18 protein-coding genes are annotated in these 19,325 nt (G+C 61.2%); 4 read left to right on the forward strand and 14 right to left on the reverse strand.

Annotated elements, in window-relative coordinates; genetic code table 11:
• Position 1 precedes the first annotated feature (1 nt).
• Positions 2-1,462 carry a siroheme synthase CysG gene (gene cysG / locus ACST81_RS14675; RefSeq protein WP_438748786.1) on the reverse strand — a complete coding sequence of 487 codons (1,461 nt, stop codon included), beginning with the start codon at positions 1,460-1,462 and terminating at the stop codon, positions 2-4.
• 247 nt (positions 1,463-1,709) lie between these two features.
• Here cysG and ACST81_RS14680 point away from each other — a divergent pair, with 247 nt between their 5' ends.
• Together ACST81_RS14680 and mazG are read left to right on the forward strand one after the other, a co-directional pair.
• On the forward strand, positions 1,710-2,297 hold the full coding sequence (locus ACST81_RS14680; RefSeq protein WP_438748787.1) for a deaminase: 588 nt from the start codon (positions 1,710-1,712) through the stop codon (positions 2,295-2,297).
• Between the two features lie 5 nt (positions 2,298-2,302).
• Positions 2,303-3,145, forward strand: coding sequence for a nucleoside triphosphate pyrophosphohydrolase (gene mazG / locus ACST81_RS14685; protein ID WP_438748789.1), 843 nt, complete (start codon positions 2,303-2,305; stop codon positions 3,143-3,145).
• Between the two features lie 213 nt (positions 3,146-3,358).
• Here the strand turns inward: mazG and hflX are convergent, their stop codons facing one another.
• The 8 genes from hflX to dusB form a co-directional block, all read right to left on the reverse strand.
• Positions 3,359-4,684, reverse strand: a complete 1,326-nt coding sequence (gene hflX / locus ACST81_RS14690) for a GTPase HflX (protein WP_438748791.1) — start codon at positions 4,682-4,684, stop codon at positions 3,359-3,361.
• A 78-nt stretch (positions 4,685-4,762) separates the two neighbouring features.
• Complete coding sequence (hfq, locus tag ACST81_RS14695) at positions 4,763-5,005, reverse strand: RNA chaperone Hfq (RefSeq protein WP_438748793.1); 243 nt, start codon at positions 5,003-5,005, stop codon at positions 4,763-4,765.
• 111 nt (positions 5,006-5,116) lie between these two features.
• Positions 5,117-5,980 (reverse strand): D-amino-acid transaminase, encoded by an 864-nt coding sequence (locus tag ACST81_RS14700; protein WP_438748794.1) that lies wholly within the window; start codon positions 5,978-5,980, stop codon positions 5,117-5,119.
• 26 nt (positions 5,981-6,006) lie between these two features.
• Complete coding sequence (ntrX, locus tag ACST81_RS14705; protein WP_438748796.1) at positions 6,007-7,371, reverse strand: nitrogen assimilation response regulator NtrX; 1,365 nt, start codon at positions 7,369-7,371, stop codon at positions 6,007-6,009.
• On the reverse strand, positions 7,361-9,634 hold the full coding sequence (locus tag ACST81_RS14710; protein ID WP_438748798.1) for an ATP-binding protein: 2,274 nt from the start codon (positions 9,632-9,634) through the stop codon (positions 7,361-7,363). Before ACST81_RS14710 ends, ntrX begins: the two co-directional genes overlap by 11 nt.
• A gap of 212 nt (positions 9,635-9,846) precedes the next feature.
• Complete coding sequence (gene ntrC / locus ACST81_RS14715) at positions 9,847-11,301, reverse strand: nitrogen regulation protein NR(I) (protein ID WP_438748799.1); 1,455 nt, start codon at positions 11,299-11,301, stop codon at positions 9,847-9,849.
• Positions 11,298-12,455, reverse strand: coding sequence for a two-component system sensor histidine kinase NtrB (locus ACST81_RS14720; protein ID WP_438748800.1), 1,158 nt, complete (start codon positions 12,453-12,455; stop codon positions 11,298-11,300). The genes ntrC and ACST81_RS14720 overlap by 4 nt, the downstream gene beginning before the upstream one ends.
• Positions 12,452-13,477: a tRNA dihydrouridine synthase DusB gene (gene dusB / locus ACST81_RS14725; protein ID WP_438748801.1), complete on the reverse strand. Its 1,026-nt coding sequence runs from the start codon at positions 13,475-13,477 to the stop codon at positions 12,452-12,454. The genes ACST81_RS14720 and dusB overlap by 4 nt, the downstream gene beginning before the upstream one ends.
• Before the next feature lie 243 nt (positions 13,478-13,720).
• On the opposite strand from dusB, the gene ACST81_RS14730 reads away from it, so the two are divergent.
• Entirely contained in the window at positions 13,721-14,935 is a 1,215-nt protein-coding gene (locus ACST81_RS14730; protein WP_438748803.1) for a bifunctional 2-C-methyl-D-erythritol 4-phosphate cytidylyltransferase/2-C-methyl-D-erythritol 2,4-cyclodiphosphate synthase, read from the forward strand.
• A complete protein-coding gene (locus ACST81_RS14735; RefSeq protein WP_438748805.1) occupies positions 14,932-15,438 on the forward strand; it encodes a CinA family protein in 507 nt (168 codons plus the stop codon). Before ACST81_RS14730 ends, ACST81_RS14735 begins: the two co-directional genes overlap by 4 nt.
• Here the strand turns inward: ACST81_RS14735 and ACST81_RS14740 are convergent, their stop codons facing one another.
• The 5 genes from ACST81_RS14740 to lpdA all read right to left on the reverse strand — a co-directional run bounded on the left by ACST81_RS14740 (position 15,439) and on the right by lpdA (position 19,218).
• Complete coding sequence (locus ACST81_RS14740) at positions 15,439-15,894, reverse strand: type II toxin-antitoxin system RatA family toxin (protein ID WP_438748806.1); 456 nt, start codon at positions 15,892-15,894, stop codon at positions 15,439-15,441.
• Between the two features lie 5 nt (positions 15,895-15,899).
• Positions 15,900-16,199: a HigA family addiction module antitoxin gene (locus ACST81_RS14745; RefSeq protein WP_438748807.1), complete on the reverse strand. Its 300-nt coding sequence runs from the start codon at positions 16,197-16,199 to the stop codon at positions 15,900-15,902.
• A 103-nt stretch (positions 16,200-16,302) separates the two neighbouring features.
• Positions 16,303-17,286, reverse strand: a complete 984-nt coding sequence (gene lipA / locus ACST81_RS14750) for a lipoyl synthase (protein ID WP_438748808.1) — start codon at positions 17,284-17,286, stop codon at positions 16,303-16,305.
• A 19-nt stretch (positions 17,287-17,305) separates the two neighbouring features.
• Positions 17,306-17,551 (reverse strand): GlsB/YeaQ/YmgE family stress response membrane protein, encoded by a 246-nt coding sequence (locus ACST81_RS14755; protein ID WP_438753581.1) that lies wholly within the window; start codon positions 17,549-17,551, stop codon positions 17,306-17,308.
• Positions 17,552-17,772: 221 nt separating this feature from the next.
• Positions 17,773-19,218 carry a dihydrolipoyl dehydrogenase gene (lpdA, locus tag ACST81_RS14760; protein WP_438748810.1) on the reverse strand — a complete coding sequence of 482 codons (1,446 nt, stop codon included), beginning with the start codon at positions 19,216-19,218 and terminating at the stop codon, positions 17,773-17,775.
• Between the last annotated feature and the right edge of the window lie 107 nt (positions 19,219-19,325).

A 19,325-nucleotide genomic window follows, 5' to 3' on the forward strand; every position in this document is an offset into this window, starting at 1 on the left:
CTCAATTCCTCACTTCGTCAGTCTGTTTGCGCGACGCATCGGTCGAAACGGCGGCGTCGATCGCCCTGCCCGTGACCAATGGCTGCGAACGTTCGAAATTCGCGCCGGCCACGGCATCGCCGATGATCACCATCACCGGGCCGTCCAGTTCTTCGCGATGCTGCAGGTCCGGCAGGTCCTTCAGTGTCCCGTGCAGCAGCTTGCGCTCGGCGCGGCTGGCATTCTCGATCACCGCGACGGTGGTTTCGGCCGGCAACCCCGCTTCCATCAGCCGGGCAGCGACGGAGGCAGCCACGGTGCGGCCCATATAGACGGCGATTGTCGCGCCGGAAATGGCAAGACGTGCCCAGTCCGGCAGGACGTCGCCCGCCAGATCATGACCGGTGGTGAAGATCAGCGACGAGGCAACGCCACGAAGGGTCAGCGGCAGTTCGAAATCGGCGGCGGCGGCGAAGGCCGAGGTGATGCCGGGCACGATCTCGTAGGTGACGCCCGCCTCACGCAGCGCTGCCATCTCCTCGCCGGCGCGGCCATAGACCAGCGGATCGCCGGACTTCAGTCGCACGACACGCTTGCCATCCTGGCCGAGGCGAACCAGCAACTGGTTGATCTCGTCCTGCGACTTCGAATGGCAGCCCTTGCGCTTGCCGACAGACAGACGCTCGGCATCGCGTCGGCCCATATCGACGATCGCCTGCGGAACCAGCGCGTCATAGACGATGACGTCGGCTTCCATCATGACGCGCTGGGCGCGCAGCGTCAGCAGGTCCTCGGCACCCGGACCTGCGCCGACCAGCCAGACATGGCCCTGGGCGCGCTCGGTGGCGTGCAACAGTTTCGATGCTTCACGGCGCGCTTCCACGACATTGCCGAGCGCCACCTGATCGGCGACAGCACCGGAGAAGAACCGACGCCAGAACACACGGCGGGATACACCGCGCGGCAACAGCCGGTCGACCGCATCCCGATAGGCCTGCGCCAGCGTGGCCAGCGTCCCGAGCGAAGGCGAGAGCAACTGGTCGATCTGCGCCCGGATCATCTGCGCCAGCACGGGACCGGCGCCTTCCGTGCCGATGGCAACGGCAACGGGCGCACGGTTGACAAGTGCCGGGGTCAGGAAGTCGCAGAATTCGGGCTGATCGACCGCATTGGCGGGGATTTTCTGAGCGCGGGCAGCGGCGACAATCACGCGATCCTGCGCGGCGTCGCCGGTCGCGGCAAAAACCAGCGTGGCGCCCTCAACCTGGGAAGCCTCAAAAGGTTCTTTCACACGTTCGATATTGTACGCTGCGAGAAAGCTGGCGAAATCGGCTTCGGGCTGATCGGCATAGGCAACGATACGCGCCTGCGTGTTCATCAGCAGCCTGACCTTGGCAAAAGCTTCGTCGCCATTGCCAAAAACCGCCACGCATTTCTGCGCAACGCGGAAGAAGGCCGGAAAGACGGTCAGTTGTTCGGTCATCGGTTTGGGAATCTGATCCTGTTACAGGTGCTGGAAAATATCCCTTTTATAGAGGGAAAATTGAAGAAACAGAAATTCGGAAGCCTTTGCAGGGGGATATTCTTTTGCTCGAAGGCAGCATAATTTGAGCAAATATCACCGGGTGCAGCCTCCCGGGCACAAGCGCCCGGCGACGGCAGATGCAGCATTGCGCAGCGCTGCTCACATCCGTTAAATGCAGTCATCGCAATTGCCGGAGCCGCAAATCATGAACAATACCGACCTCGCAGGCCGCCTGCTGTCCGTCATCGAGACCGACATTCTGCCACTGACGGAAAAGGGGGTGGCCGCCGGAAACAAGGTGTTCGGGGCAGCGATCCTGCGCAAGTCCGACCTGTCGCTGGTCATCGCCGAAACCAACAACGAGACCGAGAATCCACTCTGGCACGGCGAAGTCCACACGCTGAAGCGCTTTTACGAACGCGCGGAGAAGATGGATACGAAGGATCTCGTCTTCCTCTCCACCCATGAGCCCTGTTCGATGTGCCTCTCGGCCATCACCTGGGCCGGCTTCGACAATTTCTACTATTTCTTCAGCCACGAGGATTCGCGCGATGCCTTCGCCATTCCGCACGATCTGAAGATTCTCAAGGAAGTCTTCCGCCTCGAGCCCGGCGGCTATGCGAAAACCAATCCCTTCTGGCATTCGTCATCGATCGCTGATCTGGTGGCGACATCCGCAGAGTCGGCAAAACCAGCTCTTCGAGAACAAGACGCCCGAATCCGCGCGCGGTACCAGGGCCTGTCCGACACCTACCAGTCCGGCAAGGACGACAATGCCATTCCGCTGAATTGAGCCCCATGCAGCCCTCGCAGAATATCACACGCCTCCTCGAGATCATGAAAGCCCTGCGCCAGCCGGAAACCGGTTGCCCGTGGGACATCGTCCAGACATTCGAGACCATCAAGCCCTATACGCTGGAAGAAGCGTATGAGGTTGCCGACGCCATCGAGCGCAAGGACATGGACGACCTCTGCGACGAACTGGGCGACCTGTTGTTGCAGGTGGTCTTTCACGCCCGCATGGCTGAGGAATCCGGCGATTTCGCTTTCGGCGACGTGGTCGAGGCGATCACCAAAAAAATGATCCGCCGCCATCCGCATGTCTTTGCCCGCTCGGACGCCGATACGCCGCAGGCGGTCAAGCTGCAATGGGATCAGATCAAGCAGACGGAAAAAGCGGAGCGCCGCGAAAGGCGGGCAAAACGCGGCCTGTCGGGAGATGTCAACACCGGCCATCTCGGCTCCGTCCAACGCAGCTTTCCGGCGCTTGTCGAATCTTTGAAATTGCAGGAACGGGCAGCCAAGGTCGGCTTCGATTGGTCTTCGCCCGAACCGATTCTCGACAAGATCGAGGAGGAAATCGCCGAACTGCGCGAGGCGCTCGCCTCGAACGACAAGGCGAAGGTGGCCGACGAACTGGGCGACCTCATTTTTGCCGTCGTCAATATCGGCCGTCATGTCGGCGCCGATCCGGAAATGGCGCTGCGCGGGACAAACACAAAGTTCCGCCGTCGCTTCTCTCATATCGAAACTGCACTGGACGCTGCCGGAGAGACGCTGGAGGAGGCGACGCTAGAGCGGATGGAGGAGTTGTGGCAGGCGGCGAAGGCGATCGAGCGGCAGCTTGATAGGAGTGGGTGATTGCGGGTCAGAGCGCCGTGAAACGGCGTCTTGCCTCCCGCCCCCTCGCGATAGACCTAAGCCGCTCCACCCCACGTCATCCTCGGCCTTGAGCCGAGGATCTTCCAGCCTCTCGTCGAATGGAACGGCTGATGGATGGTCGGGTCGAGCCCGACCATGACGAAGGAGAGAGTTTCGAGCTGTCGATACGCTTACCGCAGGAACACAGTCCGCTTACCAGTCCTGCGCCGCAGCCTTCGGTCCATTGCCCAGCCGACGATCCAGTTCTTCCGCCTCGTTTGGCGTCATGCGCAAATCAAGGCCGACGGAACCGTCTTCCATGTCTTCGCGGCCATCGACCATCGTGTGCTCATAGATCCAGGACAGGAGCTGCAGCTTGGCCGGTGGCAGCACCACGGTCGTTTCCGTCAGGACTCCGGAAAGCCGCTTGTTGATCTCGTTGAGGAGATGATCGACGCCCTCGCCTGTAACGGCAGAGACCGCAACCGTGCTCTCGCTGTTCTCGGCCTTCTGCACGAGGCTGTCATGCGCCTCTTCGCCCAGCAGGTCGATCTTGTTCCAGACTTCGAGAATACGCTCCGATCGCGCCTTTTCATCGATCCCCAGATCGTCGAGAATACCGATCACGTCCTGCGCCTGCACCGCATTGTCGGGATCCGAAAAATCGCGCACATGCAGGATCAGGTCGGCTTCCAGCACCTCTTCCAGCGTCGCACGGAAGGCGGCGACGAGATGGGTCGGCAGGTCCGAGATGAAACCGACCGTGTCGGAGAGGATCACCATGCGCCCATGCGGCAGCTTCATCCGCCGCAGCGTCGGGTCGAGCGTGGCAAACAGCATGTCCTCGGCCAGCACGCCGGCACCGGTGATCCGGTTGAACAGGGTCGATTTGCCGGCATTGGTATAGCCGACCAGCGCTACGATCGGGTGCGGCACCTTCTTGCGCTTGGCCCGGTGGAGCTGGCGAGTCCGGCGCACCTGCTCCAGCTCCTTTTCGAGCTTGACGATCTTGTCCTGCAGCAGCCGGCGGTCGGCCTCGATCTGGGTTTCGCCCGGGCCACCCATGAAGCCCGCACCACCGCGCTGGCGTTCAAGGTGGGTCCAGCTGCGAACCAGCCGGCCCTTCTGGTAGTTCAAATGGGCAAGCTCGACCTGCAGCGTGCCTTCCTTGGTGGAAGCGCGGCGGCCAAAGATTTCGAGAATCAGGCCGGTCCGGTCGATGACCTTGCCGTTCCATTCCTTCTCCAGATTACGCTGCTGCACCGGCGTCAGCGGATGATCGATGATCACCAGGCCGGCATTGTGCTCGCTCAGGAGATGGCCGATTTCCTCGATCTTGCCGCTGCCGAGCAAGGTGCCGGGCTTCGGCTGCGCGACCGGCACAATGAGCCCGTGGACAACATCCAGATCGATGGCGCGCGCCAGACCAATGGTTTCCTCGAGCCGGCTTTCATCGCTGCGTGTCGACGGGGCGGCGATGATGTCGGCGCTCGGTTTCCCGGTTTTTTTCAGGACCGGGACGATGACGACGGCGCGCATGTCATCGCGAAGCTTTTCGAGCTCCGGAATAATCGACGCCGATTTTGTATCACGTTTGGTAATCTGCTCTGTATCCCGTCAGGATGCGGATTCTTCGTTCTCGAACATCTGCATCGGCTGGCCCGGCATGATTGTCGAGATCGCGTGCTTATATACGAGCTGGGAATGCCCGTCACGCCGCAAAAGGACACAGAAGTTGTCAAAAGATGTGACAACACCGGTGAGTTTCACACCATTGATAAGAAAAATTGTCAGAGATATCTTCTGCTTGCGGACGGTGTTGAGAAAAAGATCCTGCAAGTTCTGAGAACGTTCCGCCATAGCGCCGCTTCTTTCTTATTGTCCGGTCCGATGTAACCGGTTGATTATACGATCTGAATACCTCGAACGCCGCGAAAAATCCTTTCCACAGGCATCCCCCCGGATTTGGTATCAAATCGCGGTCTTTTCCGCAATGTCGAAAAAGGCTTCGCGAATTTTCTGTGAGACGCTGCCCGGATGCCCGTTGGCGATGGTCTTGCCATCGATGGACACCACCGGAAAACAGATGCTTGTCGCTGCGGTGATGAAGACCTCGCGTGCCTCAAGCATCTCCTCGATAGTAAAGGCCTCCTCGACGATTTCCAGGCCGAGCGTCGATGTCACGTCCTTCAGCGTCGTGCGGGTAATGCCGCGCAGGATGCCATGTTCGGCATGGCGTGTGCGCAATCGGCCGTCGCGATCGACGATCCAGACATTGGTCGCGGCCCCTTCCTTCACCGTGCCGTCGGCATCGACGAAGATCGCCTCCTGGGCGCCCTCCTCCTTGGCCGCCTGACGCGCCAGAACGTTCGGCAACAGTCCGACCGACTTGATGTCCACCCGGTCCCAGCGGTTTTCCGGCACGGTGATCGCCCGAATGCCATTGGCATTCTTCGCCGCGATCACCGAGGCATCCGTCCGCTTGGCGGTGACGACCACCGTCGCCACCGTGCCGTCCTTCGGGAACACATGGTCCCGCCGCGCCGTGCCGCGCGTCACCTGCAGGTAGAACAGCCCGTTGCTTACGCGGTTGCGGCGCAGGACCTCGCGGATCACGACCACAAGTGCTGCCCGCTTCATCGGCCAGTCGATACTCAGTTCACTGAGCGACCGGTCCAACCGGTCAAGATGCCGACTGAGATCGACGATCACGCCATGGCGCACCTCGCAGACCTCGTAGACCCCGTCGGCAAACTGGAAGCCTCGGTCCTCGATATGGACACCGGCATCCGCATGACGCTGATAGGCGCCGTTCACAAAGGCAATTCTCGTCATCGAAAAGCTTGTTCCGGGTGAGAGGGTCAGACGCCGAGCGATTTCAGCTTGCGATGCAGCGCCGACCGTTCCATTCCGACAAACTCGGCCGTGCGAGAAATATTGCCGCCGAACCGGTTGATCTGGGCGATCAGATAGTCCCGCTCGAACATTTCACGCGCCTCCCGCAGCGGCAGCGTCATGATGTGCTGGTCGCCCTGCGCCGAAATCTTCGGCAGGCTGTCGCCGACCTCGCTCGGCAGCATGTCGGCCGAGATCGCCGTATCGGGACCGTCGCTGCGGGCGAGAATCATCAGCCGCTCGATATTGTTGCGCAGCTGGCGGATATTGCCCGGCCAGTCATGCGATTGCAGCACGGCAAGGGCATCGTCGCCGATCTTGCGCGTGCGGATGCCCGCCTGCTCGCTGATCTGGCGCATGAACATGTCGACCAGAAACGGAATGTCCTCGCGCCGTTCGGCCAGTGCCGGGACGCGCACCGGGATGACCGCCAGGCGATGATAGAGATCTTCCCGGAAGGCGCCTTCGGCGATCTGGCTTTCGAGATTGTAGGCGGTGGACGAGATGATGCGGACATCGACCTTGACCCGTTTGGAACCGCCGACACGCTCGAACTGTTGATCGACAAGCACGCGCAGGATCTTGTTCTGCGTCTCGCGCGGCATTTCGCCGACTTCGTCGAGATAGAGGATGCCGCCATGCGCCTCTTCCAGAGCCCCGGTCTTGCGCGGCTGGCCGGGCGTTCCCTCCGTGCCGAACAGCGCGATCTCCATGCGGTCCGGGGTGATCGCCGCCGCATTCAGCGCCACGAACGGGCCGGCGTTGCGCGACGACTTTCGATGGATCATCCGGGCCACGAGTTCCTTGCCGGAACCGGACGGGCCGTGGATCATGATGCGGCTGTTGGTCGGCGCCACCTTTTCGATCGTCTGGCGCAGTTGCGAGACCGCGACCGACGTGCCGATCAGTTCGACGGGATCACCCGAACGCTTCTTCAGCTCCGACACTTCCTTCTTGAGCTTGGAATTTTCGAGCGCGCGCTCCGCAATCAGGATCAGTCGGTCGGCCTTGAATGGCTTCTCGATGAAATCATAGGCGCCGCGGCGAATCGCGGAAACCGCGGTCTCAATATTGCCGTGGCCGGAAATCATCACCACCGGCAGGTCCGGATAGCGGCTTTTGACCTCGTCCAGCAGCGCCAGGCCGTCCAGCCGGCTGCCCTGCATCCAGATGTCGAGGAAGACCAGACGCGGCACGCGATCGCTGATCGCAGCCAGCGCGCTGTCGCTGTCGAATGCGGTGCGTGTCTCGTGGCCTTCGTCGGAGAGGATACCGGAGACGATCTCGCGGATGTCCTCCTCGTCGTCCACAACCAGAATGTCAGCCGCCATGGGAAGGTTCCTTATCCTGTCTGTCTTCGTTGCCGCCGCTTTGTCCGGTCGGCGGCAAGAGAATGCGAATCATGGCACCCTGCCCGTGGTCGAAATCGGTGGGCGCATCATGCAGTTCCAATTGTCCGCCGTGGTCCTCGATGATCTTCTTGACGATCGCCAGACCAAGGCCGGTGCCCTTTTCCCGCATGGTCATATAGGGCTCGAGAATCCGATGACGATTTTCCGTCGGCAGGCCGCGACCGTTGTCGATCACATCAACAACGAACTGGCCGTTCGTTTCATTCAGTCGCGAGCGCACCATGACCTTTCGTTCACCGCGAACGGCATCCGCCGGCAGCGCCTCGATCGCCTCGACGGCATTCTTGATGAGATTGCCGAAGGCCTGTCCCAGCATGCGGCTGTCGAACGTTCCGTTCAGCGGCTCGTCACCGAGATCGCGGATGAAGCTGACATGGTTATTGCCCATTTCGCGCAGGAAGATAGCATCCTTGAGGATAGCGCGTAGATCGGCGTTCTCCTTCGTCGGCTTCGGCATGCGCGCGAAACCGGAGAATTCATCGACCATGCGGCCGATATCCTCGACCTGGCGCACGATCGTATCGGTACACTGGTCGAACACTGTCCGGTCATCCTGGTTGATCTGTTTGCCGTAACGGCGTTTCAGGCGCTCGGCGGACAGCTGGATCGGCGTCAGGGGATTCTTGATCTCATGCGCGATACGCCGGGCAACATCTGCCCAGGCGGTGGAGCGCTGAGCGATCACGAGGTCGGTAATGTCATCGACGGTGATGACGTAAGAATCCTTGGCATCGTGCGATTCCTCCCGCGTCACCTGGACATTCAGCGTCCGCTCGGTACCGCCGCGCATGATGTTGATCTGCTTGCGGTAATCGTTGCGGTGGCGGCTGGCGGCCTCGTTCAGCACCTGCTCGATCTCCGGCGCAACGTCTGCGAGACGCTCCCCGACCAGTTCCAGCGTCGAGCGCGACAGGAAATGTTCCGACGAGGGATTGGCAATCGTGATCCGCTGGTCGTCCTCGACGCCGATCACGGCCGCCGTCACGCCCGACAGCACCGCCTCGATGAAGCGCCGGCGATTGTCCATCTCGTCCTTGGCTTCGAGGATCTGGTCGCGCTGGGTGCGGATTTCCGCGATCATCTTATTGAAGGTGCGCGACAGGCTGCCGACATCGCCATCGACCGCATGCACCGGTACGATCACATTCAGGTTGCCGCTCGCGACACTGTCGGCAGCACCGATCAGCAGCCGGATCGGCCGAACGATGCGGTCGGCAACCGCGATTGCGGTCCAGATCGCGGCCAGGAGCACGATCAGAGCGAAGCCGAGATAGAGGACGCCAAAGGCCAGTTGCAGCGATGTGCGACCGGCTTCGAGGTTTTTGTATTCGGCTGTATTTTCTTCCATCAGCCGCATCGACCGCATGACCTTGGGGTCAACGGTCCGCACGGTATAGAGATAGGCGCCCTGGATATTGTCGATCGGAATGATCGCACCGACGAGATTGGTCACTCCCGGAGGAATGAGTGTCGGTTGGCCGGAGACGGTGCTCAGAAGCGCATCCTTCGGGATGGCCGGCAGAGGCCGCTCCGTCGGAATATTGGCTTGAAGAATGGGCGATCCGTCACCGCGCACCAGGAAGGCGCCGAGCATGCCGCGCCCGCGCGCCTGCCGCGTCATCAGTTCGATGAAGCCCGTGCGGTCGAGGCTGTAGAGCTGGCGGTTGCGCTCCAGATCATTCGCCATCGAGACGGTCTGACCCTGCAGATAGCTGGCATTTTCGAGAACATAGGCCTCGGCCACATCCAGAGACGAACTGACGATCGACTGCGTTCGCAGCGAAAACCAGCGGTCGAGGCCGACATCGAGCGTGATGCTGGCAAAAATGGCGACCAGGATGGCGGGCGTGATGGCGACGATCGAGAACAGCGCGACGATGCGCACATGCAGGCGTGCTGCCGCGCGGCCACGGCTGCGAGCCTTCAGGAGGCGCAGGATTTCACGCCCGATCAGAAACAGGAGGCCGATGACGAACACTGCGTTGATCGCGGCGGAGCCGATGACGACATTGGTTTCCGGCCTGATCGGCGTCAGACCGAGCAGAATGAGCAGCGAAATGATGGCGCAGGCCAGCGCGCCGGTTGCAAGCAACAATCCAGGAAGCGCGAAAGAGGCGCGCCGGTCGTTACCGGACACTACGATCTCGTCTTTCGCCAGCGGCACAATCAGCCCTTCGGCCATCAGCAATGCATCCCCCACCCGGCATCGGCTGTTGGACGATGGCAGGTTTTCCAAGCTTCGTGGTCAAGAAATGACCGCACCGCATCCGGCTCGCCGCACGCATAGTCCGCGCCGGTGATCGGACCGTCGATGATCTCGGAAGACTCAATCGACGCCCGTGTGCTTTCTAAGCAACATATTGTGGCGAAAATGCAACGCTTTATCGCACGAAGTCAAGCACTGCGTGAACTGCGATAAACGGAAACCCCAAGTTCGCGGATTTTCTTGCGCAGCGTGTTCCGGTTCAGGCCAAGAAGATCGGCAGCCTTGATCTGGTTGCCGCGTGTCGCCGTCAAAGCCGCAAGAATCAGCGGATATTCCATCTCCGCCAAAACCCGATCATACAGGCCCGCCGGCGGCAGTCCTTCGCCGAAACCGGCGAAATATTGGCGCATGTTCTCCTCGACCGCCTGCGAGATCGACATCGAGCCGGACCGGCCGGACGTCTTCTCGATCGGGCTGTCGGGAATATCGGAGCGTAGCTCGGTTTCGATGATCTCCCTGGAGATCACATCCTGTGGATAAAGCGCGGTCAGGCGGCGAACGACGTTTTCCAGTTCGCGGACATTACCCGGCCAGGGATGCGCCTTCATCAGTTCCAGCGCTTCCTGGTCGAACCGCTTGACATCGAGCCCTTCCTTTTCCGCCTGCTGGACGAAATGGCGGACGAGATCGGGAATGTCTTCGGCGCGGTCGCGCAATGGCGGCAGTCGCAACGGCACGACGTTGAGGCGGTAATAGAGATCCTCGCGAAACAGGCCCTGGTTGATCGACTGCTTCAGGTCCTTGTTGGTTGCCGCGACAATGCGGACATCGGAGCGGATCGGCGTGCGGCCGCCGACAGTCGTATATTCGCCCTGCTGCAGCACGCGCAAAAGCCGGGTCTGCGCATCCATCGGCATGTCGCCGATTTCATCGAGGAAGAGCGTGCCGCCCTCGGCCTGCTCGAAGCGACCGGTAGAGCGGTTCTGCGCACCGGTGAAGGCGCCCTTTTCGTGACCGAACAGTTCCGATTCGATCAGGTCGCGCGGGATGGCCGCCATGTTGATGGCCACGAACGGACCGTTTCGGCGCTTGCCGTAATCATGGAGCGCACGCGCTACCAGTTCCTTGCCGGTGCCCGACTCGCCGGTGATCATCAGCGTCAGGTCGGTCTGCATCAGGCGCGCCAGAACGCGGTAGATTTCCTGCATGGCAGCGGAGCGACCGACCAGCGGCATACCGTCTTGCGTGTCATCCTCCTGCTTGTCCGGCTTGCGCTTCGGTTCGGCCAATGCCCGGCCGATGATGGCGATCAGTTCGGTCAGGTCGAAGGGTTTTGGCAGATAGTCATAAGCGCCCTTCTCCGACGCCTTGATCGCCGTCATGAACGTATTCTGCGCGCTCATCACCAGAACCGGCAGATCCGGCCGCGCCTTTTTGATGCGCGGCAGAAGATCGAAGGCGTTTTCGTCCGGCATCACCACGTCGGTCACGACGAGATCGCCGTCGCCGGCCGAGATCCACCGCCACAGCGTCGCCGCGTTCGAGGTGATGCGCACATCGTAACCGGCGCGGCTGAGCGCCTGGTTGAGCACGGTGCGGATGGCAGCGTCGTCGTCGGCGACGAGGATGGTGGCGCCAGTCATCGGGATTGTCCTTTTGTCATGGTCGGTGGTTCGCTGTCCTCGGCCGTCGGTCCTTTCGACGCGGGCATCAGGACGCGAAATGTCGTGCGGCTCGACTGGCTGTCGCACTCGACAATGCCGCCGTGGCCGCCGATGATCTTGGCGACGAGGGCAAGGCCGAGGCCCGAACCGTTGGTCTTGGTGGTGATGAAGGGATCGAAGAGATGCGGCAAGAGGTCGGCCGGAACGCCCGGCCCGTTGTCATGCACGCAGAATTCGAGCGGCAGCGAAATCTTCTCGCGCGTGCCGGCGACCGACAGGCGGATGCCCGGCCGATAGGCCGTCGTCAACAGGATCTCGCCATCCGGCTTGTCGGCCACAGCCTCAGCGGCATTTTTGATGAGGTTAAGGAAGACCTGAATCAGCTGGTCCCGATTGGCATAGACTGGAGGCAGTGACGGGTCGTAATTCTCCGTCACGCGAATCTTGCGGGCAAAGCCGGCCTTGGCTATGGCCTTCACATGGTCGAGTACCGAATGGATGTTGACCGGATGCCGATCCACCGGCCGCTCGTCGGAAAACACTTCCATACGGTCGACCAGCGAGACGATCCGGTCGGTCTCGTCGCAGATCAGCCGCGTCAACGCCCGGTCCTCGTCGTTGACCGAGGTTTCCAGCAACTGCGCGGCGCCGCGGATACCGGAGAGCGGATTCTTGATCTCGTGGGCAAGCATCGAGGCAAGACCCGTCACCGAACGCGCCGCGGCCCGATGGGTCAGCTGCCGGTCGATCTTGTCGGCCATCGAGCGCTCCTGAAAGACGACGACGACGGAGCCGGGCTCCGAAAGAACGGGCGCGACATAAAGGTCGACCAGCTTGTCGGCACCGAGACGCGGCGAACTCAGGTCGACCCGGTATTCGTTGACGGCGGCGCGGCGCTCGCGCACCTGCTCGATCAGCGTCAGCAGCGGGCTTCCAAACGGAATGAAGGCGCTAATCTCGTGGCGGGCAAGATAATTGGCACTGGCGCCGAAAAACGCTTCCGCCTCCCAGTTGGCAAAGACGACGAAACCCTTCTCGTCCACCAGGATGACCGGGTTCTGGATGGCGTTCAGTACGGCCATCGGCAATGAGTTGATGACCGTCTTGTCGTCGTCACCGATCCTATCGGTCATGCGGCGTCCTTTTCTTCGTGCCGCCCGGGCATCGCGTTGATGGCTGCCACCGTGCCGGCAAGGACGGCGTGCGGATCGGTCGATGTCATGATCGCCGCCTTGTCCTGTGGCGACAGGTGCGGCGCGAAATGGCCGAGATACCAGCCGATATGTTTTCGCGCGTGCCGCAGCCCGGTATCGGCTCCATAGAATTCCAGCATCATGGTGTAATGCTCGGCGACGATATCGGCGATCTCCCTTGTGTCCGGGTGCTCCACAGCGGTTGCCAGCACGCCGGCATGCCAAGGGCGCCCCTGGCTGGAGCGGCCGATCATGACGGCATCGGCGCCGGAGCGGCGCAGGATCTCGTCCGCATCCGCTTTCGTCACGACATCGCCATTGGCGATGAGCGGCACGGAAATCGCGTCGCGCACCGCACGGATCGCATCCCAATCCGCCTTGCCGGTGTAGAACTGCATGCGCGTGCGGCCATGAATGGTGATCATCTGCACACCGGCCTCCTCGGCGCGTTTGGCGATCAGCGGCGCATTGATGGAGTTTTCGTCCCAGCCCAGCCGCATCTTCAGGGTCACCGGCACATCGACCGCCTTGACCGTCGCTTCGATCAGCGACAGCGCATGGTCGGGATCGCGCATCAGCGCCGAGCCGGAATAGCCGCCGGTCACCTTCTTGGCCGGACATCCCATATTGATATCGATGACAGCAGCGCCGTTATCCGCGACGATCTTGGCGGCTTCCGCCATCCAATACGCCTCGCGCCCGGCAAGCTGCACCATATGCGGATCAATGCCTGAGCTTTTCAGGCGCGTCCAGCTTTCCGACGCATTGCCGACCAGTTCGCGGCTTGCTACCATTTCGGTCACCACCAGCCCGGCCCCGTAGCGCCAGGCCAGTTGCCGGAACGGCAGGTCCGTCACGCCCGACATCGGCGCAAGCACGACACGGTTTCGAAACGTAAGCCGCCCAATCCGGAACGGGGATGACAAATCCGGTATCTGCAAATGATTATCTTTCGGGCACATCTTTAGTCTGCACTATTTTTAGACATATTTCTTGAGCTTGCCAAGCGTTTTCAAACGCGCGCGACAAAATTCCATGGACAACTGGTCAAGCTCCAACCTTCACGGTACATCACAGCGGGGTTGAAGCGGTGCGCCGCAGCCAGTGAGATCCGGTGTTTCGGCACCATGACCGAACAGGCGGGCCATCCGTTCGTTCGGCATCCGATCCGAACGGCGACAGATTTGCGGGAAGCCATACAGAAGATGCAGGCAAAAGAACAGTTTTCCTGTGGCGTGGTCATTGTCGCCGCCGGCCGTGGCGAACGCGCGGGCTCGCACGTCGATGGGCCGAAGCAGTACCGCGCGATCGGCGGGCTTCCGGTCATCACCCATACGCTCGAGACATTTTCAACTTGGGAGCAGGACACGGTAATCGTCGTCGTCATTCACCCCGATGACGAAGCGCTGTTCGAGAATGCACGCGGCCTCGTTTCGAAGAACGCCGAGACCATCCGTTTCGTCCATGGTGGGCCGACACGGCAGCTTTCGGTGCTTGCCGGATTGAAGGCACTGGAAGGCTCCGGCATCACCCATGTGATGATCCACGACGCCGTCCGGCCCTTCGTTGACCATGCGCTGCTGGATCGCTGCCACGCGGCCCTTATGGATGGTGCCGAGGCAGCCCTTCCCGTCACTGCCGTTGCCGATACGCTGAAGCGCGGCGCGCCGGACGGAACCGTTGCCGAGACTGTCCCCCGCGCCGGCCTTTTCGCCGCGCAGACACCGCAATGCTTCCGCTTCGCGCCGATTCTCTCGGCGCATGAGGAAGCGGCATCATCAGGCCGTTCGGATTTCACCGATGACGCCTCAATCGCGGAATGGGCCAGCATCCCCGTTGCCCTGATCGAAGGATCGGCCGACAATGTAAAGCTGACAATCAAACGGGATATCGCCATGGCGAATGAAAAACTCAGCCGCAACGCCCTGCCCGACGTGCGCACCGGCAATGGCTACGACGTCCACCAACTGGTAGAAGGAACCGGCGTGACGCTCTGCGGCATCTTCATCCTACACGATCAGACATTGCTCGGCCATTCCGACGCCGATGTTGCCCTGCATGCCCTCACCGATGCCCTTCTCGCCACCTGCGGCGCCGGCGATATCGGCGATCATTTCCCCCCGTCCGACCCGCAATGGAAAGGCGCACCCTCGCGCATCTTCCTCGAACACGCGGCGAAAATCGTTCGCGACAATGGCGGCACGATCATGAACGCGGATATTTCCCTGATCGCCGAGGCCCCGAAAGTCGGCCCGTACCGCCAGGCGATGCGCGAGAACCTCGCCTCCATGCTCGGCATTTCACTGGATCGCTGCTCGGTAAAGGCAACCACCAACGAGACGATCGGCTTTGTCGGCCGGCGCGAGGGCATCGCCGCGATCGCCACGGCAACGGTCGTCTATGGAGGCCGAGACGCATGAGCAACTGGCCGCGCGATATCGAAGACAAGGCGAAGGGCCTGATTTCAGCTTTTTCGGAGCGTGACCTCAATGTAGCCACGGCCGAATCCTGCACCGGCGGCCTGATCGTCGGCGCCCTGACCGAGATCCCCGGTTCGTCCTCGGTGGTCGATCGCGGCTTCGTCACCTATTCCAATGAAGCCAAGATGCAGATGCTGGGCGTCGATTCGGCGACACTCGCCGCCTATGGCGCTGTCTCCCGCCAGACGGCATTGGAAATGGTCGCGGGCGCGCTTGCCCATTCACGGGCGGATGTTGCCGTGGCCGTCACCGGCATTGCCGGCCCTGGCGGCGGATCGATTGAGAAGCCTGTCGGCCTCGTCCATCTCGCCGCCTCCGCGCGCAGCGGCGGCGTGCTTCATCGCGAAATGCGCTATGGCGATATCGGCCGCGATGCGGTGCGCCTCGAAACCGTGCGTACTGCGCTTGCCATGCTGGAGGAAGTGGCCGGCAGCGCAGACTGATCAGGAGGCCGGCGTGTAGATCGCATCCGCCCGCTTTTCGAAAGCCTCGGAAAACATCCGAAAGGCCCGATCGAACATCGAGCCCATCAGCGCTCCCAAGATGCGGCTCTTGAACTCATAATCGATGAAGAAATGGACGGAACAGCCGTTCCCGGTCACGTCCTCGAAACGCCAGCGATTGTCGAGATACTTGAACGGGCCATCGATATATTTGACGTCGATGATCCGCTCGGTCTTGTTGAGCAGCACCTGCGTGGTGAAGGTCTCGCGAATGGCCTTGTAGCCAACGGTCATGTCGGCCACCAGCAATTCCCGCCGTTCGCGTTCCTTGCGGGAGCGAACGGTCAGGGCCTCGCAGAGCGGCAGGAATTCCGGATATTTCTCCACATCCGCGATCAGATCGAACATCTGGTCGGGTGTGTGATTGACGGGCCGGCGGGTCTCGAATTGTGGCATGAGGCTCAGGCGGCCCGCACCGGCGTTATAGCGTCGAGATTGCCGGCAGCGTTGTGTGCCAATGCAAGATCGTAGGAACGCTGCAAGTTGAGCCAGAATTCCGGGCTATTATCAAAATATCGCGCCAAACGAAGGGCGGTGTCGGCGGAAATTCCGTTCTCGCCACGCATGATACGTTCTATTCTCGTGCGAGGAATCCCCATGTCTTCCGCGGCTCGATAGGCGGTGATGCCATACTCCTTCAGGAAATCCTCCTTGAGGATCTCCCCCGGATGAATTGGATTTTCAGGTATGAATTGCATCATCTCTTCCTAGTGATAATCGCAAACCTCGACATCATAAACGTCACCGCCCTCGACAAGACTCGCGCTCCAACAACAGCGGAACTTAGACTCCAGATCGGCGACCCTATTCCGCCGCTGCGAGCAGCTTCCTTTCGCGCGCCGCCCGGAGCCGGGCGAAATCGTCGCCGGCATGATGCGAGGAGCGGGTCAGCGGGCTGGAAGCCACCATCAGGAAGCCCTTGGTGTAGGCAACCGTCTCGTACGATTTGAACTCGTCCGGCGTGACGAAGGCCTCGACCTTGTGGTGCTTCTTGGTCGGCTGCAGGTACTGGCCGATCGTCAGGAAATCGACGTCGGCCGTGCGAAGGTCGTCCATCAGTTGCAGCACTTCGTTGCGCTCCTCGCCGAGGCCGACCATGATGCCGGACTTGGTGAACATGGTCGGATCCAGTTCCTTGACCCGCTGCAAGAGCCGGATCGAATGGAAGTAACGCGCGCCGGGACGGACCGTCAGATAATTGCCCGGCACGGTTTCCATATTGTGGTTGAAGACATCCGGTTTGGCAGCGACGACACGCTCCAGCGCGCCCGGCTTCTTCAGGAAGTCCGGCGTCAGGATTTCGATCGTCGTCAGCGGCGACGCAGCGCGGATCGCCCAGATCACCTTCTCGAAATGCTCGGCACCGCCGTCGGCGAGGTCGTCACGATCAACAGACGTGATGACGACGTGGCTGAGACCCATCTCCCGCACGGCCTTCGCGACGTTTTCAGGCTCAGCCATATCCAGCGCATTCGGCTTGCCTGTCGAGACATTGCAGAAGGCGCAGGCGCGGGTACAGATCTCGCCCATGATCATGAACGTGGCGTGCTTCTTGTCCCAGCACTCGCCGATATTCGGGCAGCCGGCCTCCTCGCAGACCGTGACGAGCTTGTGCTCCTTCACGATCGAACGGGTTTCCTGATAGCCCTTCGAGACCGGCGCCTTCACACGGATCCATTCGGGCTTGCGCATCACCTCGTTATCGGGGCGGTGCGCCTTTTCGGGATGGCGGACGCGGGGTGCGTCTGTGGTTTCGGCGAGATTGGTTCTGTCGAGAATGGTGACCATCAATAACCTGCTTTCGACGTCAGCGTCTGACGATTTTCGCGAGGAATAGCAAAATGCACGAGCCGACGAAACCCTGCACAAGGTAACCCAGCCATCCGCTGGCAACATGGATACCGGCGCTGTCGAAGATGGCATTGGCGAGCAAGGCGCCGACGATGCCGATCACGATGTTCATGAGGATGCCGAAGCGAATATCCATCAGCTTGCCGGCAAGCCAGCCCGCCAGTCCACCGATGATAATTGCCGCGATCCAGCCGATGTCCATGAAACGTCCTTTTGCTTCTACCCACATGTGGGCGATCAAATGCCGGTTCGCAATATTCTGCCAACAGCCCCTCATCCGGCCTGTCGGCCACCTTCTCCCCGTTCACGGGGAGAAGGGATATGCCGCCCGCTCACTCCCCCTCTGGCATTGCGTGTGCCACGTCCCCTCTCCCCGCATGCGGGGAGAGGGCTAGGGTGAGGGGCAAAGCGGCAAATGCGAGATCAAGCGTTCAGCGCACGCCCATAGGCATCGAGAACTGATTCCTTCAGCGTTTCCGAGATTGTCGGATGCGGGAAGATCGTGTGCATCAGGTCTTCCTCGGTCGTTTCGAGGTTCATCGCGACCACGAAGCCCTGGATCAGTTCGGTCACTTCGGCGCCGACCAGATGCGCACCGAGCAGTTCGCCGGTCTTCTTGTCGAAAATGGTTTTGACCATGCCCTGGTCCTCGCCGAGCGCGATCGCCTTACCGTTGGCGACGAACGGGAAGCGGCCGACGCGGATGTCGCGGCCTTCGGCCTTGGCCTTGGCTTCCGTCAGGCCGACCGAAGCGACCTGCGGATTGCAATAGGTGCAGCCCGGGATCTTCAGCTTGTCCATCGGGTGGACATTCGGCAGGCCGGCGATCTTTTCAACGCAAATGACAGCCTCGTGCTCGGCCTTGTGCGCCAGCATCGGCGGTCCGGCGACGTCGCCGATCGCATAAACGCCGGGAACATTGGTCTTGCCATAGCCGTCGATGACGATGCAGCCGCGATCCGTCTTGACGCCAAGCGCCTCGAGCCCAAGATTTTCGATATTGCCCTGCACGCCGACGGCCGAAATCATCCGGTCGGCCGTGATCTTCTCGATCGAGCCGTCCTTCTTCTCGACATGGGCTGTCACCGAATTGGCAGCCTTCTCAACCTTCGTCACCTTGGCTTCAAGGATGATCTTCATGCCCTGCTTGTCGAACTGCTTCTTGGCGAAGGCGGAGATTTCCGCATCCTCGACCGGCATGACCTGGCTCATTACCTCGACGACGGTCACTTCGACGCCGAGCGTGCGGTAGAACGAGGCGAACTCGATACCGATGGCGCCCGAGCCCATGACCAGCAGCGACTTCGGCAGCGCATCCGGGTTCATCGCTTCGAAATAGGTCCAGATCAGCTTGCCATCCGGCTCGATGCCCGGCAGAGCGCGCGGACGCGCGCCGGTGGCGACGATGATGTGCTTGGCCGTATAGGTTCCCTCGCCGAGCGTATTCTTCGGTAGCGGCGCCTGCGGCTGGACGATGGTCTTGGTGGTTTTCGCCACGACGATCTCGCCCGGCTTGCTCAGCTTGGCCTCGCCCCAGATGATATCCACCTTGTTTTTCTTCATCAGGAAGCCAACGCCGCCGTTCATCCGCTCGGCAATGCCGCGCGAGCGCTTGACAATCGCAGCGAGATCCGCCGTGATCTTGCCTTCGAGCGTCAAGCCGTAATTCTTGGCGTGCTCAGCCAGATGCAACACCTCGGCGGAGCGCAGCAGCGCCTTGGTCGGGATGCAGCCCCAGTTGGAGCAGATGCCGGCCAGATGCTCGCGCTCGACCACGGCCACCTTGAGACCCAGCTGGGCCGCGCGGATCGCCGCGATATAACCGCCAGGACCGGAACCGATTACGATGACGTCGTAGGAATTTGCCATTCTGTTTCCTGCCTCTTCCTTAAGGCGTGTGGCGATCCTTCAGATTCGCTCCCACGCTTTAGCTTCCTGTTTGTATCGCATGTCCTTGCCGCAAAACCGCTGCACAC

It is taken from the genome of Pararhizobium sp. O133 (genome assembly GCF_051669845.1).
Classification (GTDB): domain Bacteria; phylum Pseudomonadota; class Alphaproteobacteria; order Rhizobiales; family Rhizobiaceae; genus Pararhizobium.